Source organism: Solibacillus sp. R5-41, from assembly GCF_002736105.1.
Lineage (GTDB): Bacteria > Bacillota > Bacilli > Bacillales_A > Planococcaceae > Solibacillus.
In genome coordinates this window covers 1,423,698-1,439,507 of sequence record NZ_CP024123.1, presented here as the reverse complement: position 1 = coordinate 1,439,507, position 15,810 = coordinate 1,423,698, and the positions used below count along the sequence as shown (strand labels likewise).

Here is a 15,810-nt window from a genome sequence, read left to right as displayed (position 1 = left end):
TTCTAGTTAATTATGATAGAAGTTCCACTTTTTTAATCTGTCCTTAAACGAATAAAGTAAATATTATAACGTACGAACACATACACCACAACACATGAGGCGATGACAATTTCGATTCCCGCAAGCCAATTAAAAGAAGGAATGGCCATGGCACGTGCAGTTGTCACTAATGCCGTTGCACTAATAACGAGCGGAAACGTAAATGCCGCAAAACTTGGGTAAAAAGGCAGTTGTAATAGCTTAGGCAATTGAACTAGCACAACAATATACATTGCCTGGGAAATGATGAGTAATATAAATACAAGCCCATTCACATATGTATCAAATAAATTTAAATAACCTGCTAAACAAATAGATCCTGGTGCAGCTAAAAGAGTGAATAATGGTTTAGCTGGCTCTCCCAGTTCATGCTTAAACAAACGTACAATAATCATTGGTAACAATATCAAATAATTGATAAGTACTATCCAAAAAATCCACTGCGCAAACTGTGGTATTTGATCCCCTGTTGTATTCGGTATAATACCTAGTCCAACAAATATAATAAACCAGCTCGGATAAACGTCTTGCAATGCCAGCGTTTTCTTCCAAATAAAGCGATAGCTGAAATAGCCAACAATCATTAACTGCATTACGACCGCAACATACCATATGGTTGAGGCAATCGGTGCTAAAATCGAATAGTTTTCCATTATGCTTGCCAAAACCATTGTACCCATTGGAATCGTCGGTGAAATTGAAGCAATGATTGGATTTTGCATATCTTGTACAACCGATCGAAAAGCAAAAATAATTTTTGCAAATAGTAATATAAATAGCGGGAGTCCACATAAGAAAAATAGCACACTCATAACTGTCATTTCCATTACGCTATAAAGTTTGGATAATGATACTAGAGCAAGCATAAGTCCGCCTGTTGCTATAGGTAATTTAGATAAAAATTCCATCACTTAACAAACCTCCTGTTACGTTACCAAACAACTATATCATATAAGGAATCTATTTTTAATTTTATTTTAATGCATTATATACCCAATAAAGTAAATAGGATTCTCTTGTTCCATTAAATAGTAGATTCTAAAATGAAAGAAAAAATGCACCATTTCCCATTGCAGAGAAACAAGGCATTTTCCTAATGTCATTTCCATAGTTTAAGACGCAGTTTAAATTAGTTTTATAAAGTGCAACCGTCTGGACCACAAGAGAGATCATTACCGATAACTTTTAATCTTATATTAGCCACTTGCTGTGCTTGTAATAATGTTTTCGTAAAAATTTCGATTGGCTCTACTCCTTTTATTCCATATTGATTTTCAAAAACGAAAAAAGGTACACTCGTTATTTGGATTTGTTGCGTATCATAGCGGTCGTTTGCTAGTTCATCTGAAAATTGAGTAGAATTTAATACTTCGATTGCTAGATTTCTCGGTATATTTAATTGATCACAGATTGGTAATAATTGCTCCGTATCATTTAAATTGATCCCTTTAGTAAAATAAGTTTCCATCATTGTATCCATAAATTGAGATTCTTTGCCTAACACTTTAGCTAACTTACTTAAGCGATGTACATTTTCCGTATTTGCTAGTTGAATAGCGTTAAAATTAAACGTTAATCCGACCTCGTCTGCATGGGCTTGAATTGAATCTGTTAATTGGTTTACTTTTTCCTTCGATTGTCCTTTACTTTCATATAAATCATCATAAAAACGTCGTGCTTCTGATTTGGAAGCCCCCGGATCTAGTTGATACGCTTTATATTCAATTTCTACTTCATCTTCCAAATTTAATTGCTGGATGGCTTGCTGCAATCTTGTTTTCGCAATATAACAAAATGGACAAGCAAAATCTGAGAATAGTTCGATTTTCATCTTTTAACCTCCTTATATATACCCCTCTATGTATATTTTACATGTTTGCTATTTGAAAACAAATAAAAAGGTATTTTGACACTTAGCCAAAATACCTTTCACATAGATTAATCCAATTTAAGTTACTAGAAAATATGCGCCTTATATTGATGGAATGGCTGCAAAAAATTCTTGATAAAGTCCTTTTAAAATTTGATTTTCAAATTTAGATCGAACACCGAATACTAAGCTTACTTCTGACGAGCCTTGATTAATCATTTCGATATTGGCTCCTGTAGATGAAATTGCTGACGCTGCACGAGCTGCAAGCCCCGTATTATGACGCATTCCCTCGCCAACAATAACAATCATTGATAAATCATTTCTGAAATGCACATCATCTGCGCATAGTTCAACTTTAACACGCTTTACAATACGTGCTTCCTTTTCAGCACATAATTGATCAGAACGAATAATAACTGAAATATCATCTAGTCCAGATGGTGTATGTTCATACGAAATATTTTCTTCTTCGATAATTTGAAGAAGTTTGCGACCAAAGCCAACTTCACGGTTCATTAAATATTTGGAAACGTATAAAATTGAAAAACCACCATCTGCTGCAATACCAGTTACTGGACGATTTGATTGTGAACGAGTCGGTAAAATAAGTGTCCCTTGTGCACTAGGATTGTTTGTATTTTTAATTTTCACTGGAATCCCCTGTTTATATACTGGCATTAATGCTTCATCATGGAACACAGAAAAACCAGCATAGGAAAGTTCACGCATTTCACGATACGTAATTTCTTTTATATCAACCGGATCATTTACAACTTTAGGATTAGCAGCAAATACACAGTCCACATCTGTAAAGTTTTCATAAAGGTCCGCGCCTACAGCAGAAGCTAAAATTGAACCTGTAATATCAGAACCCCCGCGGTCAAATGTGCGTAAAACCCCTTCTTTTGTATAACCAAAGAAGCCTGGGAAAATAATAATTTCTTCTTCATTTTTTAGTTCACTTAAATTCACATAAGCTTCTTGTAATGCAAATGTTCGCTCAGGTGCGTCATTTAGAATCAGCTTTTCTTTAGGACTCACATATTTTGCAGGCATGCCAATAGAAGTAAAGTAGTTGGCGATAAGTTTTGCATTATTGTCCTCGCCACTCGCCTTAATGTTATCAATAAATAATGCAATGTTAGAACGATCCACTGCAATGCGGTCACGTAAATCTTGGGTAATGATTTCTGTCATTGTTAAATCGAGTCCAAGATCATCTGTAATCTCTCGATAACGTGCGACAACTATTTGAATTTTTTCTTCGACATTTCCACCAGCTAACGCCGTATTCGCAAGATCGATTAATAAATCGGTTACCTTAATATCATCATCCGAACGCTTTCCTGGAGCAGAAACAGCGACAATCCTTCTCTCAGGGTTCGATTTCACAATATTTGCCACTTTTTTAATTTGTTCTGCATTTGCGACAGATGTGCCGCCAAATTTACATACAATCATCTCATCATATCCTTACTTTCAAATTAATATTTGTACTTACCGAAAAAACATTTGGTTCCACCCAGTGTACAAACTCTCACTTTTTACGTCAAGACCATTCTGTGAATTCCAGATTCCTTTAAATTAAAATATGAACAGTTTTCGAATTTGTCAGTCTATTATATGTAATTACATAGAGAAAGTCTAAATTTTTATGAAAATTATCCGCTTTTTTGCGTAAAATTAGCAATAATCGACTTTAACGAGATAAAACGTGTCGATTTTCTTGCGATTCTGGTATTTTTTTGAGCATTAGCCCTTTTTAACTTAAAAAAAATGCCCTTATTTTGAGCATGTACAGCACGTTTAGGAGGTTGTAGATTTGGCATTGAAAAAATAAATTTAAACTAACTTCATTAAGCTTTAACTTTTCTTTTCTTTTTTCTACTTTTACACGTTAAGCAAATTTCCTTTATCTCATTTCCTAATTCTTTTTTGCATCAATAGCTTAAAAAAATTTTCACGGCTTATTCATACATTGATAGCCTTTGAATCCTTCTACTACTAAAACTATATAGAAGCATGAGTAATTATAGGGTGAAGATTCCCATCTATAGCAAAAGAAACTCTTCCTGTTTCTTCAGATACTACGAGTACAAGGGCATCACTTTTTTCTGATAAGCCTATAGCAGCGCGATGTCGTGTACCAAGTTTTTTCTCGCCTGTAAATCGGTCTGATAGCGGAAGAACATTAGCAGCGGAAACGATATGATTATGACTAACCAGTACAGCACCATCATGAAGTGGACTTCCAGGGTAAAAAATGGATTGTAATAAAGAATGAGTTAATTCTGCCCCTATTGGAATACCTGGTTTCAACAAGGATTGAAGAGAATCCTCCCGCTGAATCACAATTAACCCTCCATGTTTCAACTTAGACATATTTTGTACGCATATTGACAATTCCGGGTACTTGTCCGTAAATGGGGACAAATAACAGTTTAAATAAAAAGTAGCAGCTTTCATTTCAATAGACAAAAAATCTTCTTTAATTTTCTCGAACGCTCCAAGAAGACAATAGTTTTCATTATCCATCACTTCTACATTATTTTGTAATGCTTTTATGACTTGGTGAATATCCTCTTTTAATGTTTGCTTCATCGGTGAAAAATCACAACCCACATTATCCACAAAGACACATCTCCCCTGCTTATTAATTAACATAATTCGATGTGCCTAAAGTTTGTCCACATAAGAAATATTTATTCATTTCATGTCTTAAGTAGGCAAAATCAGAGAATACCTAGAACGGAAGAACATTTGGAATAATTTAGTTTTGTGAGGAGGGTCATATAAAATGCCTAACGTAAGTGTATTTGATGTTGGAACATTTGAAGTAGAGACAGGGAAAAAGTTAGTATTAGCACTGGAAGATAACGGTATTAATATTCTTCATCGCTGCGGAGGAAATGCTAAATGTACGACTTGTAGAGTTGAGATTTTGGCAGGTGATTACTTAGATGTAACCAACAAGGAAAAGAATGCCTTTGCGAATAATGGAATTGATGATCTATTATTTGATGATTGTTTACGTTTATCTTGTCAAATTTTAGTAACAAAAGACATTACTGTTCGCCCAATCATGACGGTAGAAAACACCGGTAAAGAAGTTGGTCCAAGGCCAGCTGACTAAATTCGCTTCCGGTTTTCATTTTTGAATGACAACATCTATTCACTACTCAGCCACACACTACTTTTAATGTAACCTCTAAGAGATTGTCACTTTTTTTACTGTGCAGTGGTTTAAGCTGCTGATTTTAATCGATAAAGTACATTATTAAATTCAAAAATAGCGTATGCTAAATTGTAACTAAAATAAGCTTCAGCCGCTACAATGACTTACTATAAAAGGTATTGCATAAATATTGATTTAATTAAATTGATAAATAAAAGCCAGCAAACACTAATAAATCAATGTTTGCTGGCTTTTATTTATAATCTAACTTTTGTTTGGACACGTTATTTGGTTTATTTGGTTTATTTTGTATACTAGATACTACTTAAGTATTTACTGCATCTGTTTTCCATTCTTCTTCTAAAATAGCGTAGTAATATTCATCCCACCACTCATTTCCGTTTGGAATACATTTTTTGAAATAACCTTCCTTTCTCATTCCAATCTTCTCCATAACTCGATACGATGGAGTATTCTGAGGCTGACAAGTTGCTATAATCCTATGTAACTTCATTTTTTCAAAACCAAATTGTAAAATCGCTTTTGCTGCTTCAGAAGCATATCCTTTATTGTAATATTTCGGATTAAAGACCCAACCGATCTCGTATGTATGTTCTCCAAAATACTTGTCAAAATAGATGTGCCCAATAAGTATATTCTCATCTATCAATACGACAGGGAATTTTTCAGCTTTATCACCCATATTTTTATTTATAAACTCTTTTGTAGCTTCTTCAGTAAGAACACCCTCGGGTATATATTTCATAACATTAATATCTGAAGTATATTCATGTACACTTTGCCAATCATCATAAGTAAATTTACGTATTATTAATCTATCCGTTGTTACGTTCATTTTATAGTCCTCCTGTAATATTCAAATTTACTTTTCTAATAAAGCCTTTACTAAGACGATCAAATGTGAAATAAGAAATTTTCTAGAAATTTGGAGCAATACGGTGCTTTGTTGCTTGTTCAAAAGCAAAAGCAAATTTTATTAAGTCGCCTTCGCTAAAAGCTGTGCCTGCAAAAGTTATTCCAAATGGTCTGCCATTGTCCATATAACCAGCTGGTACTACTATAGATGGATAGCCTGCTTTAGCACTAATTGTTGAACCAATATAAGAAGGAAAAACAATTGCATCTAGGTCATACTTCTTCAATACATAGTCAATTCCTTGTTCTTGAGAAAAATATAGGTCTTCTAATTTTGCGTTTAAATATTCGGAGTTTCTTAATGTATTAGAATAACTTTCTCTACGTTCTAATTTATCTTGCCCATATTTCAATGCTTTTTCGCCAATATTTTGATTGAATTGAATCAATTCAGATATTGAATGTACTGGCATATGAGAAGGTAATTTAGAAAGGTAATTATCTAAACTATGCTTCAACTCACATAAAGTAACGTCCCATTTCCATTCTCTATGAAATGAAGGTATTTTGATGTTTTCAATTATCATTGCGCCTTGTTCAATTAAAGCTTGAATAGCATTTCGAAATAATTGTGCATCATATTCTCCAGAGTCATGATAATCTTTGGATGCATCATTAAATATGCCAATTTTAGCGTTGTTTAATCCCTTCGTATCTAAATCGTTTGTGTAATTTTGTTGTAAGTTACCTTCACTTTTAGAAGTAGCAATGTCATTGTCATCTTTCCCCACCAATGCACCTAATAAAATAGCTGCATCTTTAACCGTTCTCGCAAATGGTCCGGCAGTATCTTGAGAGTATGTAAAAGGGATAATACCATTGCGGCTGATTAAACCAACAGTAGGCTTTATCCCCACTACCGAATTTTGTATAGCAGGACTAAGAATTGAGGCATCTGTTTCAGTACCTACAGATAGTACTGAAAAATTCGAGGCAACTGCCACTGCGGATCCAGAACTAGAACCACCAACAAAAAGTGTAGGATCGCCATATGGATTTAATGTTTGTCCTCCTCTAGCACTATAACCTGCCCACATATCACTCGACATACCATTTGCTAATTCTGTCATATTGGTCTTACCTAAAATAACAGCACCTGCTTCACGAAGTTTTTTTACAAGAAAAGCATCTTGACAAGCTAAGTGGTTTTCTAATGCGAGTGTTCCAGCACTTGTATGCATGGAATCATTTGTTTCAATATTGTCTTTTAATACAATCGGAATGCCGTGTAAAGGTCCTCTGGAACCTTTTAAGTTTCTTTCGTTATCTAGTGCTTCTGCTATAAATATCGCTTCAGAATTTATTTCAAGGATGGAATTAATTTTAGGTCCACTCTGATCAATATTTGCAATTCTATATAAATAATACATAACTAATTCTTTTGATGTTATTTCTCCACTATCCATGGCTTCTTGAATTTGATCGATTGATAGTTCTTCTCTAAAAAAGCTTTTGAAATTTATTTCCATTATAGATTAACCAATCTCCTTAGCACGTTATTTGATTACAACAATTATTTAAAATCTAACATAACGGCATCTCCAAAAGCCCTGACATCCTTCAAATAATCATAGCCCTCGGGATTTCCATAGCTATTAAATGCCCGTACAGCTACGATATTAATACTAGGAATAATCAATAGTGTAACCGTCGTATAGCCTAAAATTTGATAGGCACCATTCGGCACAAGCGCACCTATCTCAGATTGTTTCGCCTGTGTTCCTTTCACAAACCAAAAAATACCGTTTTCAGGTAAATCTACGTTTGAATAGAATGGGTTTTGTATAGTAGTAGCAAGTTTAAGAATGTTTGAATCAAGCACTTGTTTTCCATTTAACGAGCCATTATTTAGATGTAAAAGCCCCCATCTCGCTAGTTCACGTGCTGAAACATACATATTCATTTTACTGCCATCAAGATTTTGGGAAGCAGACCAATGCCTATTGTTCTCTTTTCCAATGACGTCAACAAAAGTATCATCAAATGTGTTATACCAATTTGTCTCAGTGAAATTTAAAGGTGTAAAGACTTTATCGTTTAATATATCAGCAATTGTTTTTTTAGTTGTAAATTGAATTATTTCAGAAATTAACTCAACATTTAAGCCACGATATGCCCAGCTCATGCCAGCAATAAATTCCCTTTCAACTTCTCCATTTCTTTCTGTAAGACCGTGTGAATGCGTAACAAGATGGCGAATTGTCGTTCCTTTATATAATTCCTTTTGTTTTGATAAAGGAAGGTAGTTTAAGATCTCATCATCTAAGGATTGAATGAATCCATGATGGAGCGCATACGCAACAGCAAATGCCACATAACTTTTTCGACAGGAAGCGATATGAAACTTTGTATCAGGTTGCACAAAACGAGCATCTTCTTTGGCAGAATGTTTCCCCCAATATTGTTCGAGTTGGAGTTCGTTGTTATGAAAAATCACAAGAGCTGCACCAGTGCAATCTAATGTTTGATATGTATTTTCTACGGAATGAATCACGCTTTGAAAAGTAGTTGATGGCATTAAATATACGAACATCCTTTCTATATTTTATAATATTCAGTATATACTATCGCTAAGGAAAAGAAAATTTTATTTGTAAGTAAAAATTTTCTCTAATCGAGGTTTAAGTACATTCAATAATTACCATAGGCCTCTTTTCATTGTGACTGAAATATGGTAATATTGAGAAAGTTTAAATGAATGGGGGTGAGAAGGATGATGAATTTAGCTATGACGACGGGTGTAAAGGTAGATACAGCGATGTATTTTGCACGTGTCATTACTTTTGATTTTGCGCCAAACGGGATAAGTGTGCCCTTTTTTAAGCAAATTCAATAATAAATCGTAGCTGATTAACGTCATTCTTTTCACAAAATGTGTAAGACTGCTCAGTTAATGAGTGGTCTTTTTTGTATGCAATTTCAGCTACGCAATGGAGGCGTAGATATATGCAATTAAAAGCAGAAAATATAACGATGATAATGGGTGGCAACACCATCTTGAAAGAACTTTCATTTGAAGTAAAGACTGGAGAACGTATTGCGATTGTTGGTCGCAATGGTAGTGGTAAAACAACATTATTTAAAGTCCTGGCAGGAGTTGAGCAGCCAGATCAAGGTCGTATCGTGAAAATAAAGGGTAAAACAATTGGATATTTACATCAAATTCCTGCCTACACGGATGTAAATGTCATTGATGTATTGTCTGAGGCATTTACAGAATTACATGACTTGAAAGCACGTTTAGTGGGTTTGGAGCAGCGTATGCTTACGGAAACGTCTGAAAAATTTCTTCTTCGGTACGGTGATTTACAGGAGCAATATATGGCTAGTGGTGGTTATGAAATCGAAGCGAAAATTTCCTCGATTGCGAATGGATTAAAAATCACGAGACTATTAGAGCAGCCATTTAAAGAGTTAAGTGGTGGCGAAAAAACGAAAGTGATGCTCGCGCAAATTTTATTAAAGCAACCAGATATTCTTTTGTTAGATGAACCGACAAACCATTTAGATTTAGCTGCCATTGAATGGTTAGAAGATTATTTGCGTTATTTCAAAGGTGCTGTCGTTGTCATCTCACACGACCGTATGTTTTTAAATAAAATCGTACAACAGGTGGCAGAAATTGAAGATGGCGAGATTTGGTTGTGTAAAGGCAACTATGATAACTATCTTCAGCAAAAAGAAGCAAAACTAGCTGAGCAATTCGCAGCTTATCAAGAACAGCAGAAAAAGATTCAAAAAATAAAGGAGGCAATTCGTCGCTTACGTCAATGGGCGAATGAAGCTTCCCCTCCGAATCCAGATTTATTCCGAAAAGCGAAGGCGATGGAAAAAATGCTGGAGCGAATTGAATTAGTGAAGAAGCCAAAAACAGAGCGAGCAATGAATTTACAATTAAAAGCGGATGATCGAACTGGGAAAGAAGTGTTTGCATTAAAAAATATTACGCACGGTTTTGACCATGATTTTTTATTCATGGATGTGCAACTGTCGGTGTATTATCAGGACCGATTAGCGATTGTAGGCAATAACGGGACAGGAAAATCCACATTATTAAAAATACTATTAAGCGAAATAGTGCCACTAAATGGAGAAGTAAAGCACGGTAGCAATTTAAAAATCGGCTATCTCGCCCAGAAGTTTGACCAGTTTGATGGTAAGCAGCGACTTATCGATGTCTTTCGAGAGCAAGTTTCACTGACAGAATATGATGCACGGCACATGCTGGCACGATTTTTATTTTACGGCCACGATGTGTTTAAAAAAGTAGAGCAACTAAGTGGTGGCGAAAAAATGCGACTGCGTTTAGCACAGCTAATGATACAAAAATGCAATGTACTCGTACTAGATGAACCCACGAATCATTTAGATATTGAATCGAGAGAAGCGTTAGAGGAAGCACTTGAACATTTCGAAGGAACAATTGTGACAATTAGTCATGATCGTTACTTCTTACAAAAATTGTTCACAAAAACAGCCTGGTTAGAAAACCAGCAATTAACCGTGCATAATGGTCCATTTGAGTGGGCGAAATTAAAACAAAGGGAGTTACAAAAATGAATAATATTGACGCTTATTGGCAGCATTTTTGCGAGAAAGAGGGCTTACAAAATACACGCTATTCAGAAGCATTCCAATTCGGGGAGAAAGCAGATTGGTTAGCAAGTTTAGTGCTAGACGGGACGAAACGTGCCACCTGTTCAAGCTATCCCTTATATGAAATAGAAGGCGATAAATTGCCGGCAGTCGGTGATTATCAAATCGTGTTGAATAGTCAGGATGAACCCGTTGCCATCATTAAGACTTATTCAAGTGAAATTTACCCTTTTAAAGATGTGCCGGTGGATTTTGCATTACAAGAAGGTGTGGGCACGTATGAAGAATGGAAACAAGCACATATGGCATTCTTTGGACGAATATTGCCTGAATATGAAATGGTATTTACCGAAGATATGCTCGTTGTGTGTGATCGGTTTGAAAGAGTTTATCCAAAATAAATGTAGTTAGTTGAAAGAGCAAGCGCTTCGGTTTTATATAACTGAGCGCTTGTTTTTTTGCTGAAGGACTTATCGATTCCTAGTGTTGAAAAACTGCCCTTCCGTATAAGGCTTTGGAGGTGTTGTGGTACCTTCAATGATATCAACCTTACTTTGGTACCGTTTCGCCCTGGAACTCTACAGGTAATGCATCCTCGTTATTTTCCGGCTCCTTATCACCTGTAAATAGCTCTTTCCAGCCTTTCACAAGCTCCGTTTTCCCAACCGATTTATTCTAAATTTTTTACGTTTGTCAAAATCGTTTTTTCAACATATTCATAATCTTTATGGAAAATTGCATAATAGATGGACTTAATTATTAATATAACCGTTATACTGAAAATTACTTTATAATTATTATACAAGAAGTTGTAATTATTATTAATAGGAGACGGTTATATGAAAATAGTAATTGCAGAAAAACCTGACCAAGCAGCTAAGTTAGCTGCCCCCTTTTCTTTTACTAAAAAAGCTGGTTATTTTGAAGTTAAGCCAAACACATACTTTCCAGATGGAGCACTTATCACATGGGCTATAGGACATCTATGTGAATTAAAAGCACCTGAAGAATATAATCCAGCATGGAAGAAATGGACATTAGAAACATTACCGATTATTCCAGATCGATTCGAATATAAAGTTACAAAATCAAAATATAAACAATTCAATATAATTAAAGGTTTAGTTAAAAGACCTGATATTCGAGAAATCATAATTGGTGGGGATGCAGGGCGTGAAGGTGAATTAATTATACGTACCATTTTAAAAGTATGCGCTATTAATAAACCAATGAAGCGTTTATGGATATCATCTTTAACTGAAAATGCTGTAAAAAATGGTTTTTCAAACTTACTACCTGAAGAGAAAACGAGAAATATTTATTTCGAAGCATTAAGTCGTTCATGTGCAGACTGGCTGATTGGCATTAACACATCAAGATTATATACAGTACTCCTCAAACGAAATGGTGTGAAAGATGTATTTTCAATTGGACGTGTACAAACACCTACACTTGCACTAATTGTTAAGAGAGAGCATGAAATTAAGAATTTTATATCAGAAACATTTTGGGAAGTGGAAGCTGAGTTTAATTTTGATGGAAAAATATTAAAAGCCAAATGGCATAAAAATAATATTTCAAGACTTCTAGAGGAACGACAAGCGATTGCTACAGCCAATTTTTGCATCAATAAAAACGTAGAAATTACAAGCATCAAAAAAGAAATAAAGGAATATTCACCACCTTTGTTATTCAATCTATCTACGTTACAGGCTACAGCAAACAAGGTCTATAAATTCTCACCGCAAATGACGCTAGATATTTTGCAAAAGCTTTATTTAAAAGGCTTAGTTTCATACCCAAGATCTGATTCACAATTTTTAACGAATGAAGAAGCAAAAAACTTACCAACGATACTAGAGCATTTAAGTAAAATCGATAAATATAAAGGATTACTTCCATCACCAACACGTTCAATTATGAATAATAAAAGGTATGTGAATGAAAAAAAAGTAACTGATCACCATGCCATTATCGTTACAGAGCAAGTACCAAACACAGCGAAGTTAAGTACAGAAGAAGAAAAGATTTATGATTTAGTCGCTAGACAAGTCATTGCTGCACATTACAACAATGCCATATTTTCTTATACGACAATTCATTCACTTGTCGATAAACGTGCAGAATTCGTCTCTAAAGGGAAGGTACTTATGGAGGAAGGATGGCGTATGGTTATTCATCATTCTAAAGATAGCGCACATACAGACAAAGACGAATTGCTCCCGCTATTACATGAAAATGAGCAAGGTATCGTTACGAAAGCGAACGTAAAAAAAGGTGAAACCCAGCCACCAAATCGCTATTCTGAAGGTAATTTGATTACGGTAATGAAAACAGCTGGTAAACATTTGGAGGATATGGAATTAGAAAAGGTATTATCAAAAACGGAAGGATTAGGTACTGAAGCTACACGCGCTGGGATTATTGGTACATTAAAAGATCGAAACTATATCGAAGTTAAGAAAAACCAAGTCTTTGCAACGACTAAGGGTATGTTATTAATTGAGGCACTTGGTGAAAGCATCTTAACGTCCCCTTCCATGACAGCCAAATGGGAGCAAAGACTATCTGAAATTGGTGAAGGTAACGCTTCTCCTCAGGCATTTATGGAACAAGTAAAAAAGCTTGCAGACAAATTGATTTTAGATGCAAATGAACTTGAAAAGGAATGGTCATTTAATCAAAATGAGGTCGAAAAAATTACTGCAAATAATCCGTATAGTAAAAAATATAAAAAAGAAAAGACGATTATCGGAAAATGTATCCTTTGCGCAGGATCAATAATAGATCACGGCACTTTTTACGGTTGCTCAAATTATAAAACTGCTAACTGTAAATTCTCAGTTTCAAAGAAAATTCTAAGGAATACTATTACACAAGCTAACGTAAAAAAGCTATTGACCAATGGTGAAACCTCATTGATTAAAGGATTTAAAAAAGGTGAAAAGACTTTTAATGCTCATCTTGTATGGGACAATATTGAACAGAAAGTTATTTTTAAATTTAACAAAGAATGAATTACTTCAAAAAACAAAAATCCAGAAAATAGACTAAATCTATTTAATATCGAAGCACCACAGTTTAAAGAATATGTCATTGAATATTTCGAGAAGACTTAATTTCTCGTTTTGTAGCTTAAAGCATTCAAACAAAATAAAAATATAACTTAAACCTATTCTTTCGATAGTACCAGAAAAAAATCTTCATGAATAAAACAACCAATTCAATTCTCGAGCATGATTATTGAAGAAAATTAATTTATTTAAATGACTGTATTGCCAAGGCATCCCTATTAAAATAAGCTGACATCCATTCCGGACGTCAGCTTCTCTATTTACGAAAGCGAACATTTATCTTTTACATAATCAATATATATTTTAAACAACCTTATATTATATTTGTACCAACTGCAACGCCTTCTTAACTTCCTGAACATCTTTCGCTAATACACTCTTCACATTCGATCCGAACCATTCCAATGACGCATCTACCTCCACGATTGAAAGTACTTCTGATAGGAATTCATAATAATCAATTGCACCTTCAAACAATGGAACCATCCCTTCTCTAGACCCTGATGCAGCATAAACATTGTTTGGAGAAAAAACATCAAGTTGTGCACGAGAGGCAATATTTTTAAAGTGAAAATGTGAGATATAAGGAAGAAGTTGGTTCATGGCGACAATAGGGTTTATACCTGATTCCCATATATGCAAAACGTCAAAGTTCACTCTCAGGTTTGAGTGATTCATTTCTTCGATTAACTGCATCGTTGAAGGTAGATTATCTGTCAATGTGTTTGGATGAGTTTCAACAAGCAAATATTGTCCTTTTGACTCAAGATAATCACAGAGCATTCTAAGCCTGAAAATAAGTTCTTCCCTTTCTTTCTTACTCGTGTCAGAACTGCCCTGTTTTCCTACAAATGTACGAATCTTGTTCGTTCCCCAGCGCTTTGCAAGTGAAGATAACCTCTCTGTTTCAGCCATCATCTCAGAAACTGATGCTTCTAATGGCAAATAATCACTAAGCATGCTCGTTTCCAAACCGTAGGAGCTTAGCCAATCTGCTCCATAATGAAGTTCATCTGCCAAGTTCTTTGCATGAACACCCCAGAGCTCGATTCCTTGAAAACCTTGAGTTTTTGCAAAGTCTGCTAATTGATCAATCGAGTGGAGATGGTGCCTAAACGAGATTGTACAGATAGATAATTTCATAACAATACCTCTTTCTTGTGCTGTAATGTTAACCATGCTTGAAAACATTCTTGTAATCCTTGCTTAATCTTGAACTCAAGGAGATTTTGTTCTTCTAACTTCACAAAAATTGCTTCAGCTAATAACAAATCTTGTGTCATCGCAAGTTTCATCGCTCGATACTGAATCGTTGTATAACCATTCACTAGACGCTCAATTTCATCACACCATGTTTCAAAGCCTTCCTCATCACGGCCAAGAGCTTCCCAAAAAAATGCAAACGCATGTTCATATGCATACTTTCTAATCGCTAAAACCGGCAATTGTTTTAATGCAGTCGGAAGTTTTGACATACTTTCTTTTTCTTTTCCTACGATATACTCTTTAATAATCTCGGTAATTGCTTCTGTCATCGGATTACTATGTAGCTTTATACATGTATTAAAATAGGCTTCAACCGTCTCTGTAGTTGGAGCAATAATCGTCTCAGAATCAAAGTAATAGCCACCTCCAACAGTTGGCTCTTGGATTGCATCTAAAATCCTCTCCTTCGGCAAAATCCCTTCCCATCGAAAATCAGGGTCATACATAAACCACTCTGCTTCATTTTCTGTCGATTCTAGCATCACATAATGTGGAAATGGACGTTGATGAAATTTATTCTCTCGCTCTGGAAGCATCGATAAATCGAGCATCACCATCACATGTTGATGTGGAGATTCATTTTCTAATAACCTTAGCAACTTGTTTATATTTTCTTGTTTTGATTGTTCTTCGTCATACCATTTGTAAAGCTTGATTCCATAGAGCATTTCATACCATGTTTGAAAGAAATGATGATCAATACGATCCGAATGGTATGAGAGCACTCCATTATCGAGTACATCAAAATCTGCGTCCCATACCCCAAAATAGTAGGGCCTATGATCAACGCCTTTCGTTTTCTTAATAACTTCACAAACACAGCTTACAAAACAATGAACTTTTATCATTTT

14 protein-coding genes are annotated in these 15,810 nt (G+C 35.0%); 5 read left to right on the top strand and 9 right to left on the bottom strand.

Annotated features, from left to right (window positions below):
* Positions 1-32: 32 nt before the first annotated feature.
* From CSE16_RS06715 to cdaS, 4 genes are all read right to left on the bottom strand, one after another.
* Positions 33-947 (bottom strand): TDT family transporter, encoded by a 915-nt coding sequence (locus tag CSE16_RS06715; protein ID WP_253896245.1) that lies wholly within the window; start codon positions 945-947, stop codon positions 33-35.
* A 227-nt stretch (positions 948-1,174) separates the two neighbouring features.
* Positions 1,175-1,870 (bottom strand): DsbA family oxidoreductase, encoded by a 696-nt coding sequence (locus CSE16_RS06710; RefSeq protein ID WP_099423190.1) that lies wholly within the window; start codon positions 1,868-1,870, stop codon positions 1,175-1,177.
* Between the two features lie 141 nt (positions 1,871-2,011).
* A complete protein-coding gene (locus CSE16_RS06705) occupies positions 2,012-3,373 on the bottom strand; it encodes an aspartate kinase (protein ID WP_099423189.1) in 1,362 nt (453 codons plus the stop codon).
* Between the two features lie 549 nt (positions 3,374-3,922).
* Positions 3,923-4,543, bottom strand: a complete 621-nt coding sequence (cdaS, locus tag CSE16_RS06700) for a sporulation-specific diadenylate cyclase CdaS (RefSeq protein ID WP_172954359.1) — start codon at positions 4,541-4,543, stop codon at positions 3,923-3,925.
* 166 nt (positions 4,544-4,709) lie between these two features.
* Between cdaS and CSE16_RS06695 the strand changes: the two genes are divergently transcribed.
* Positions 4,710-5,045 (top strand): 2Fe-2S iron-sulfur cluster-binding protein, encoded by a 336-nt coding sequence (locus CSE16_RS06695; protein WP_099423187.1) that lies wholly within the window; start codon positions 4,710-4,712, stop codon positions 5,043-5,045.
* Between the two features lie 367 nt (positions 5,046-5,412).
* Here CSE16_RS06695 and CSE16_RS06690 read toward each other — a convergent pair whose 3' ends face one another.
* The 3 genes from CSE16_RS06690 to CSE16_RS06680 form a co-directional block, all read right to left on the bottom strand.
* Positions 5,413-5,943 (bottom strand): GNAT family N-acetyltransferase, encoded by a 531-nt coding sequence (locus CSE16_RS06690; RefSeq protein ID WP_099423186.1) that lies wholly within the window; start codon positions 5,941-5,943, stop codon positions 5,413-5,415.
* 82 nt (positions 5,944-6,025) lie between these two features.
* On the bottom strand, positions 6,026-7,492 hold the full coding sequence (locus tag CSE16_RS06685) for an amidase family protein (protein ID WP_099423185.1): 1,467 nt from the start codon (positions 7,490-7,492) through the stop codon (positions 6,026-6,028).
* Positions 7,493-7,536: 44 nt separating this feature from the next.
* Complete coding sequence (locus tag CSE16_RS06680) at positions 7,537-8,541, bottom strand: serine hydrolase domain-containing protein (RefSeq protein ID WP_253896187.1); 1,005 nt, start codon at positions 8,539-8,541, stop codon at positions 7,537-7,539.
* 195 nt (positions 8,542-8,736) lie between these two features.
* Between CSE16_RS06680 and CSE16_RS22025 the strand changes: the two genes are divergently transcribed.
* From CSE16_RS22025 to CSE16_RS06660, 4 genes are all read left to right on the top strand, one after another.
* On the top strand, positions 8,737-8,859 hold the full coding sequence (locus CSE16_RS22025; RefSeq protein ID WP_256376311.1) for an RAxF-45 family protein: 123 nt from the start codon (positions 8,737-8,739) through the stop codon (positions 8,857-8,859).
* Between the two features lie 110 nt (positions 8,860-8,969).
* Complete coding sequence (gene abc-f, locus CSE16_RS06675; RefSeq protein ID WP_099423183.1) at positions 8,970-10,583, top strand: ribosomal protection-like ABC-F family protein; 1,614 nt, start codon at positions 8,970-8,972, stop codon at positions 10,581-10,583.
* Positions 10,580-11,020 carry an ASCH domain-containing protein gene (locus CSE16_RS06670; RefSeq protein WP_099423182.1) on the top strand — a complete coding sequence of 147 codons (441 nt, stop codon included), beginning with the start codon at positions 10,580-10,582 and terminating at the stop codon, positions 11,018-11,020. The genes abc-f and CSE16_RS06670 overlap by 4 nt, the downstream gene beginning before the upstream one ends.
* A gap of 438 nt (positions 11,021-11,458) precedes the next feature.
* Positions 11,459-13,636 (top strand): DNA topoisomerase III, encoded by a 2,178-nt coding sequence (locus CSE16_RS06660; protein ID WP_099423181.1) that lies wholly within the window; start codon positions 11,459-11,461, stop codon positions 13,634-13,636.
* 375 nt (positions 13,637-14,011) lie between these two features.
* Here CSE16_RS06660 and CSE16_RS06655 read toward each other — a convergent pair whose 3' ends face one another.
* Together CSE16_RS06655 and CSE16_RS06650 are read right to left on the bottom strand one after the other, a co-directional pair.
* The gene (locus CSE16_RS06655) at positions 14,012-14,836 is read right to left on the bottom strand and encodes a sugar phosphate isomerase/epimerase family protein (protein WP_099423180.1); all 825 of its coding nucleotides are present in this window, start codon (positions 14,834-14,836) and stop codon (positions 14,012-14,014) included.
* Positions 14,833-15,807: a DUF6005 family protein gene (locus tag CSE16_RS06650; RefSeq protein ID WP_099423179.1), complete on the bottom strand. Its 975-nt coding sequence runs from the start codon at positions 15,805-15,807 to the stop codon at positions 14,833-14,835. Before CSE16_RS06650 ends, CSE16_RS06655 begins: the two co-directional genes overlap by 4 nt.
* Positions 15,808-15,810 lie beyond the last annotated feature (3 nt).

Coding starts and splice junctions, on each gene's coding strand:
- CSE16_RS06715 (WP_253896245.1), bottom strand. CDS start 947: ATGGAATTTTTATCTAAATTACCTATAGCAACAGGCGGACTTATGCTT.
- CSE16_RS06710 (WP_099423190.1), bottom strand. CDS start 1,870: ATGAAAATCGAACTATTCTCAGATTTTGCTTGTCCATTTTGTTATATT.
- CSE16_RS06705 (WP_099423189.1), bottom strand. CDS start 3,373: ATGATTGTATGTAAATTTGGCGGCACATCTGTCGCAAATGCAGAACAA.
- CSE16_RS06695 (WP_099423187.1), top strand. CDS start 4,710: ATGCCTAACGTAAGTGTATTTGATGTTGGAACATTTGAAGTAGAGACA.
- CSE16_RS06690 (WP_099423186.1), bottom strand. CDS start 5,943: ATGAACGTAACAACGGATAGATTAATAATACGTAAATTTACTTATGAT.
- CSE16_RS06685 (WP_099423185.1), bottom strand. CDS start 7,492: ATGGAAATAAATTTCAAAAGCTTTTTTAGAGAAGAACTATCAATCGAT.
- CSE16_RS06680 (WP_253896187.1), bottom strand. CDS start 8,541: ATGCCATCAACTACTTTTCAAAGCGTGATTCATTCCGTAGAAAATACA.
- CSE16_RS22025 (WP_256376311.1), top strand. CDS start 8,737: ATGATGAATTTAGCTATGACGACGGGTGTAAAGGTAGATACAGCGATG.
- abc-f (WP_099423183.1), top strand. CDS start 8,970: ATGCAATTAAAAGCAGAAAATATAACGATGATAATGGGTGGCAACACC.
- CSE16_RS06670 (WP_099423182.1), top strand. CDS start 10,580: ATGAATAATATTGACGCTTATTGGCAGCATTTTTGCGAGAAAGAGGGC.
- CSE16_RS06660 (WP_099423181.1), top strand. CDS start 11,459: ATGAAAATAGTAATTGCAGAAAAACCTGACCAAGCAGCTAAGTTAGCT.
- CSE16_RS06655 (WP_099423180.1), bottom strand. CDS start 14,836: ATGAAATTATCTATCTGTACAATCTCGTTTAGGCACCATCTCCACTCG.
- CSE16_RS06650 (WP_099423179.1), bottom strand. CDS start 15,807: ATGATAAAAGTTCATTGTTTTGTAAGCTGTGTTTGTGAAGTTATTAAG.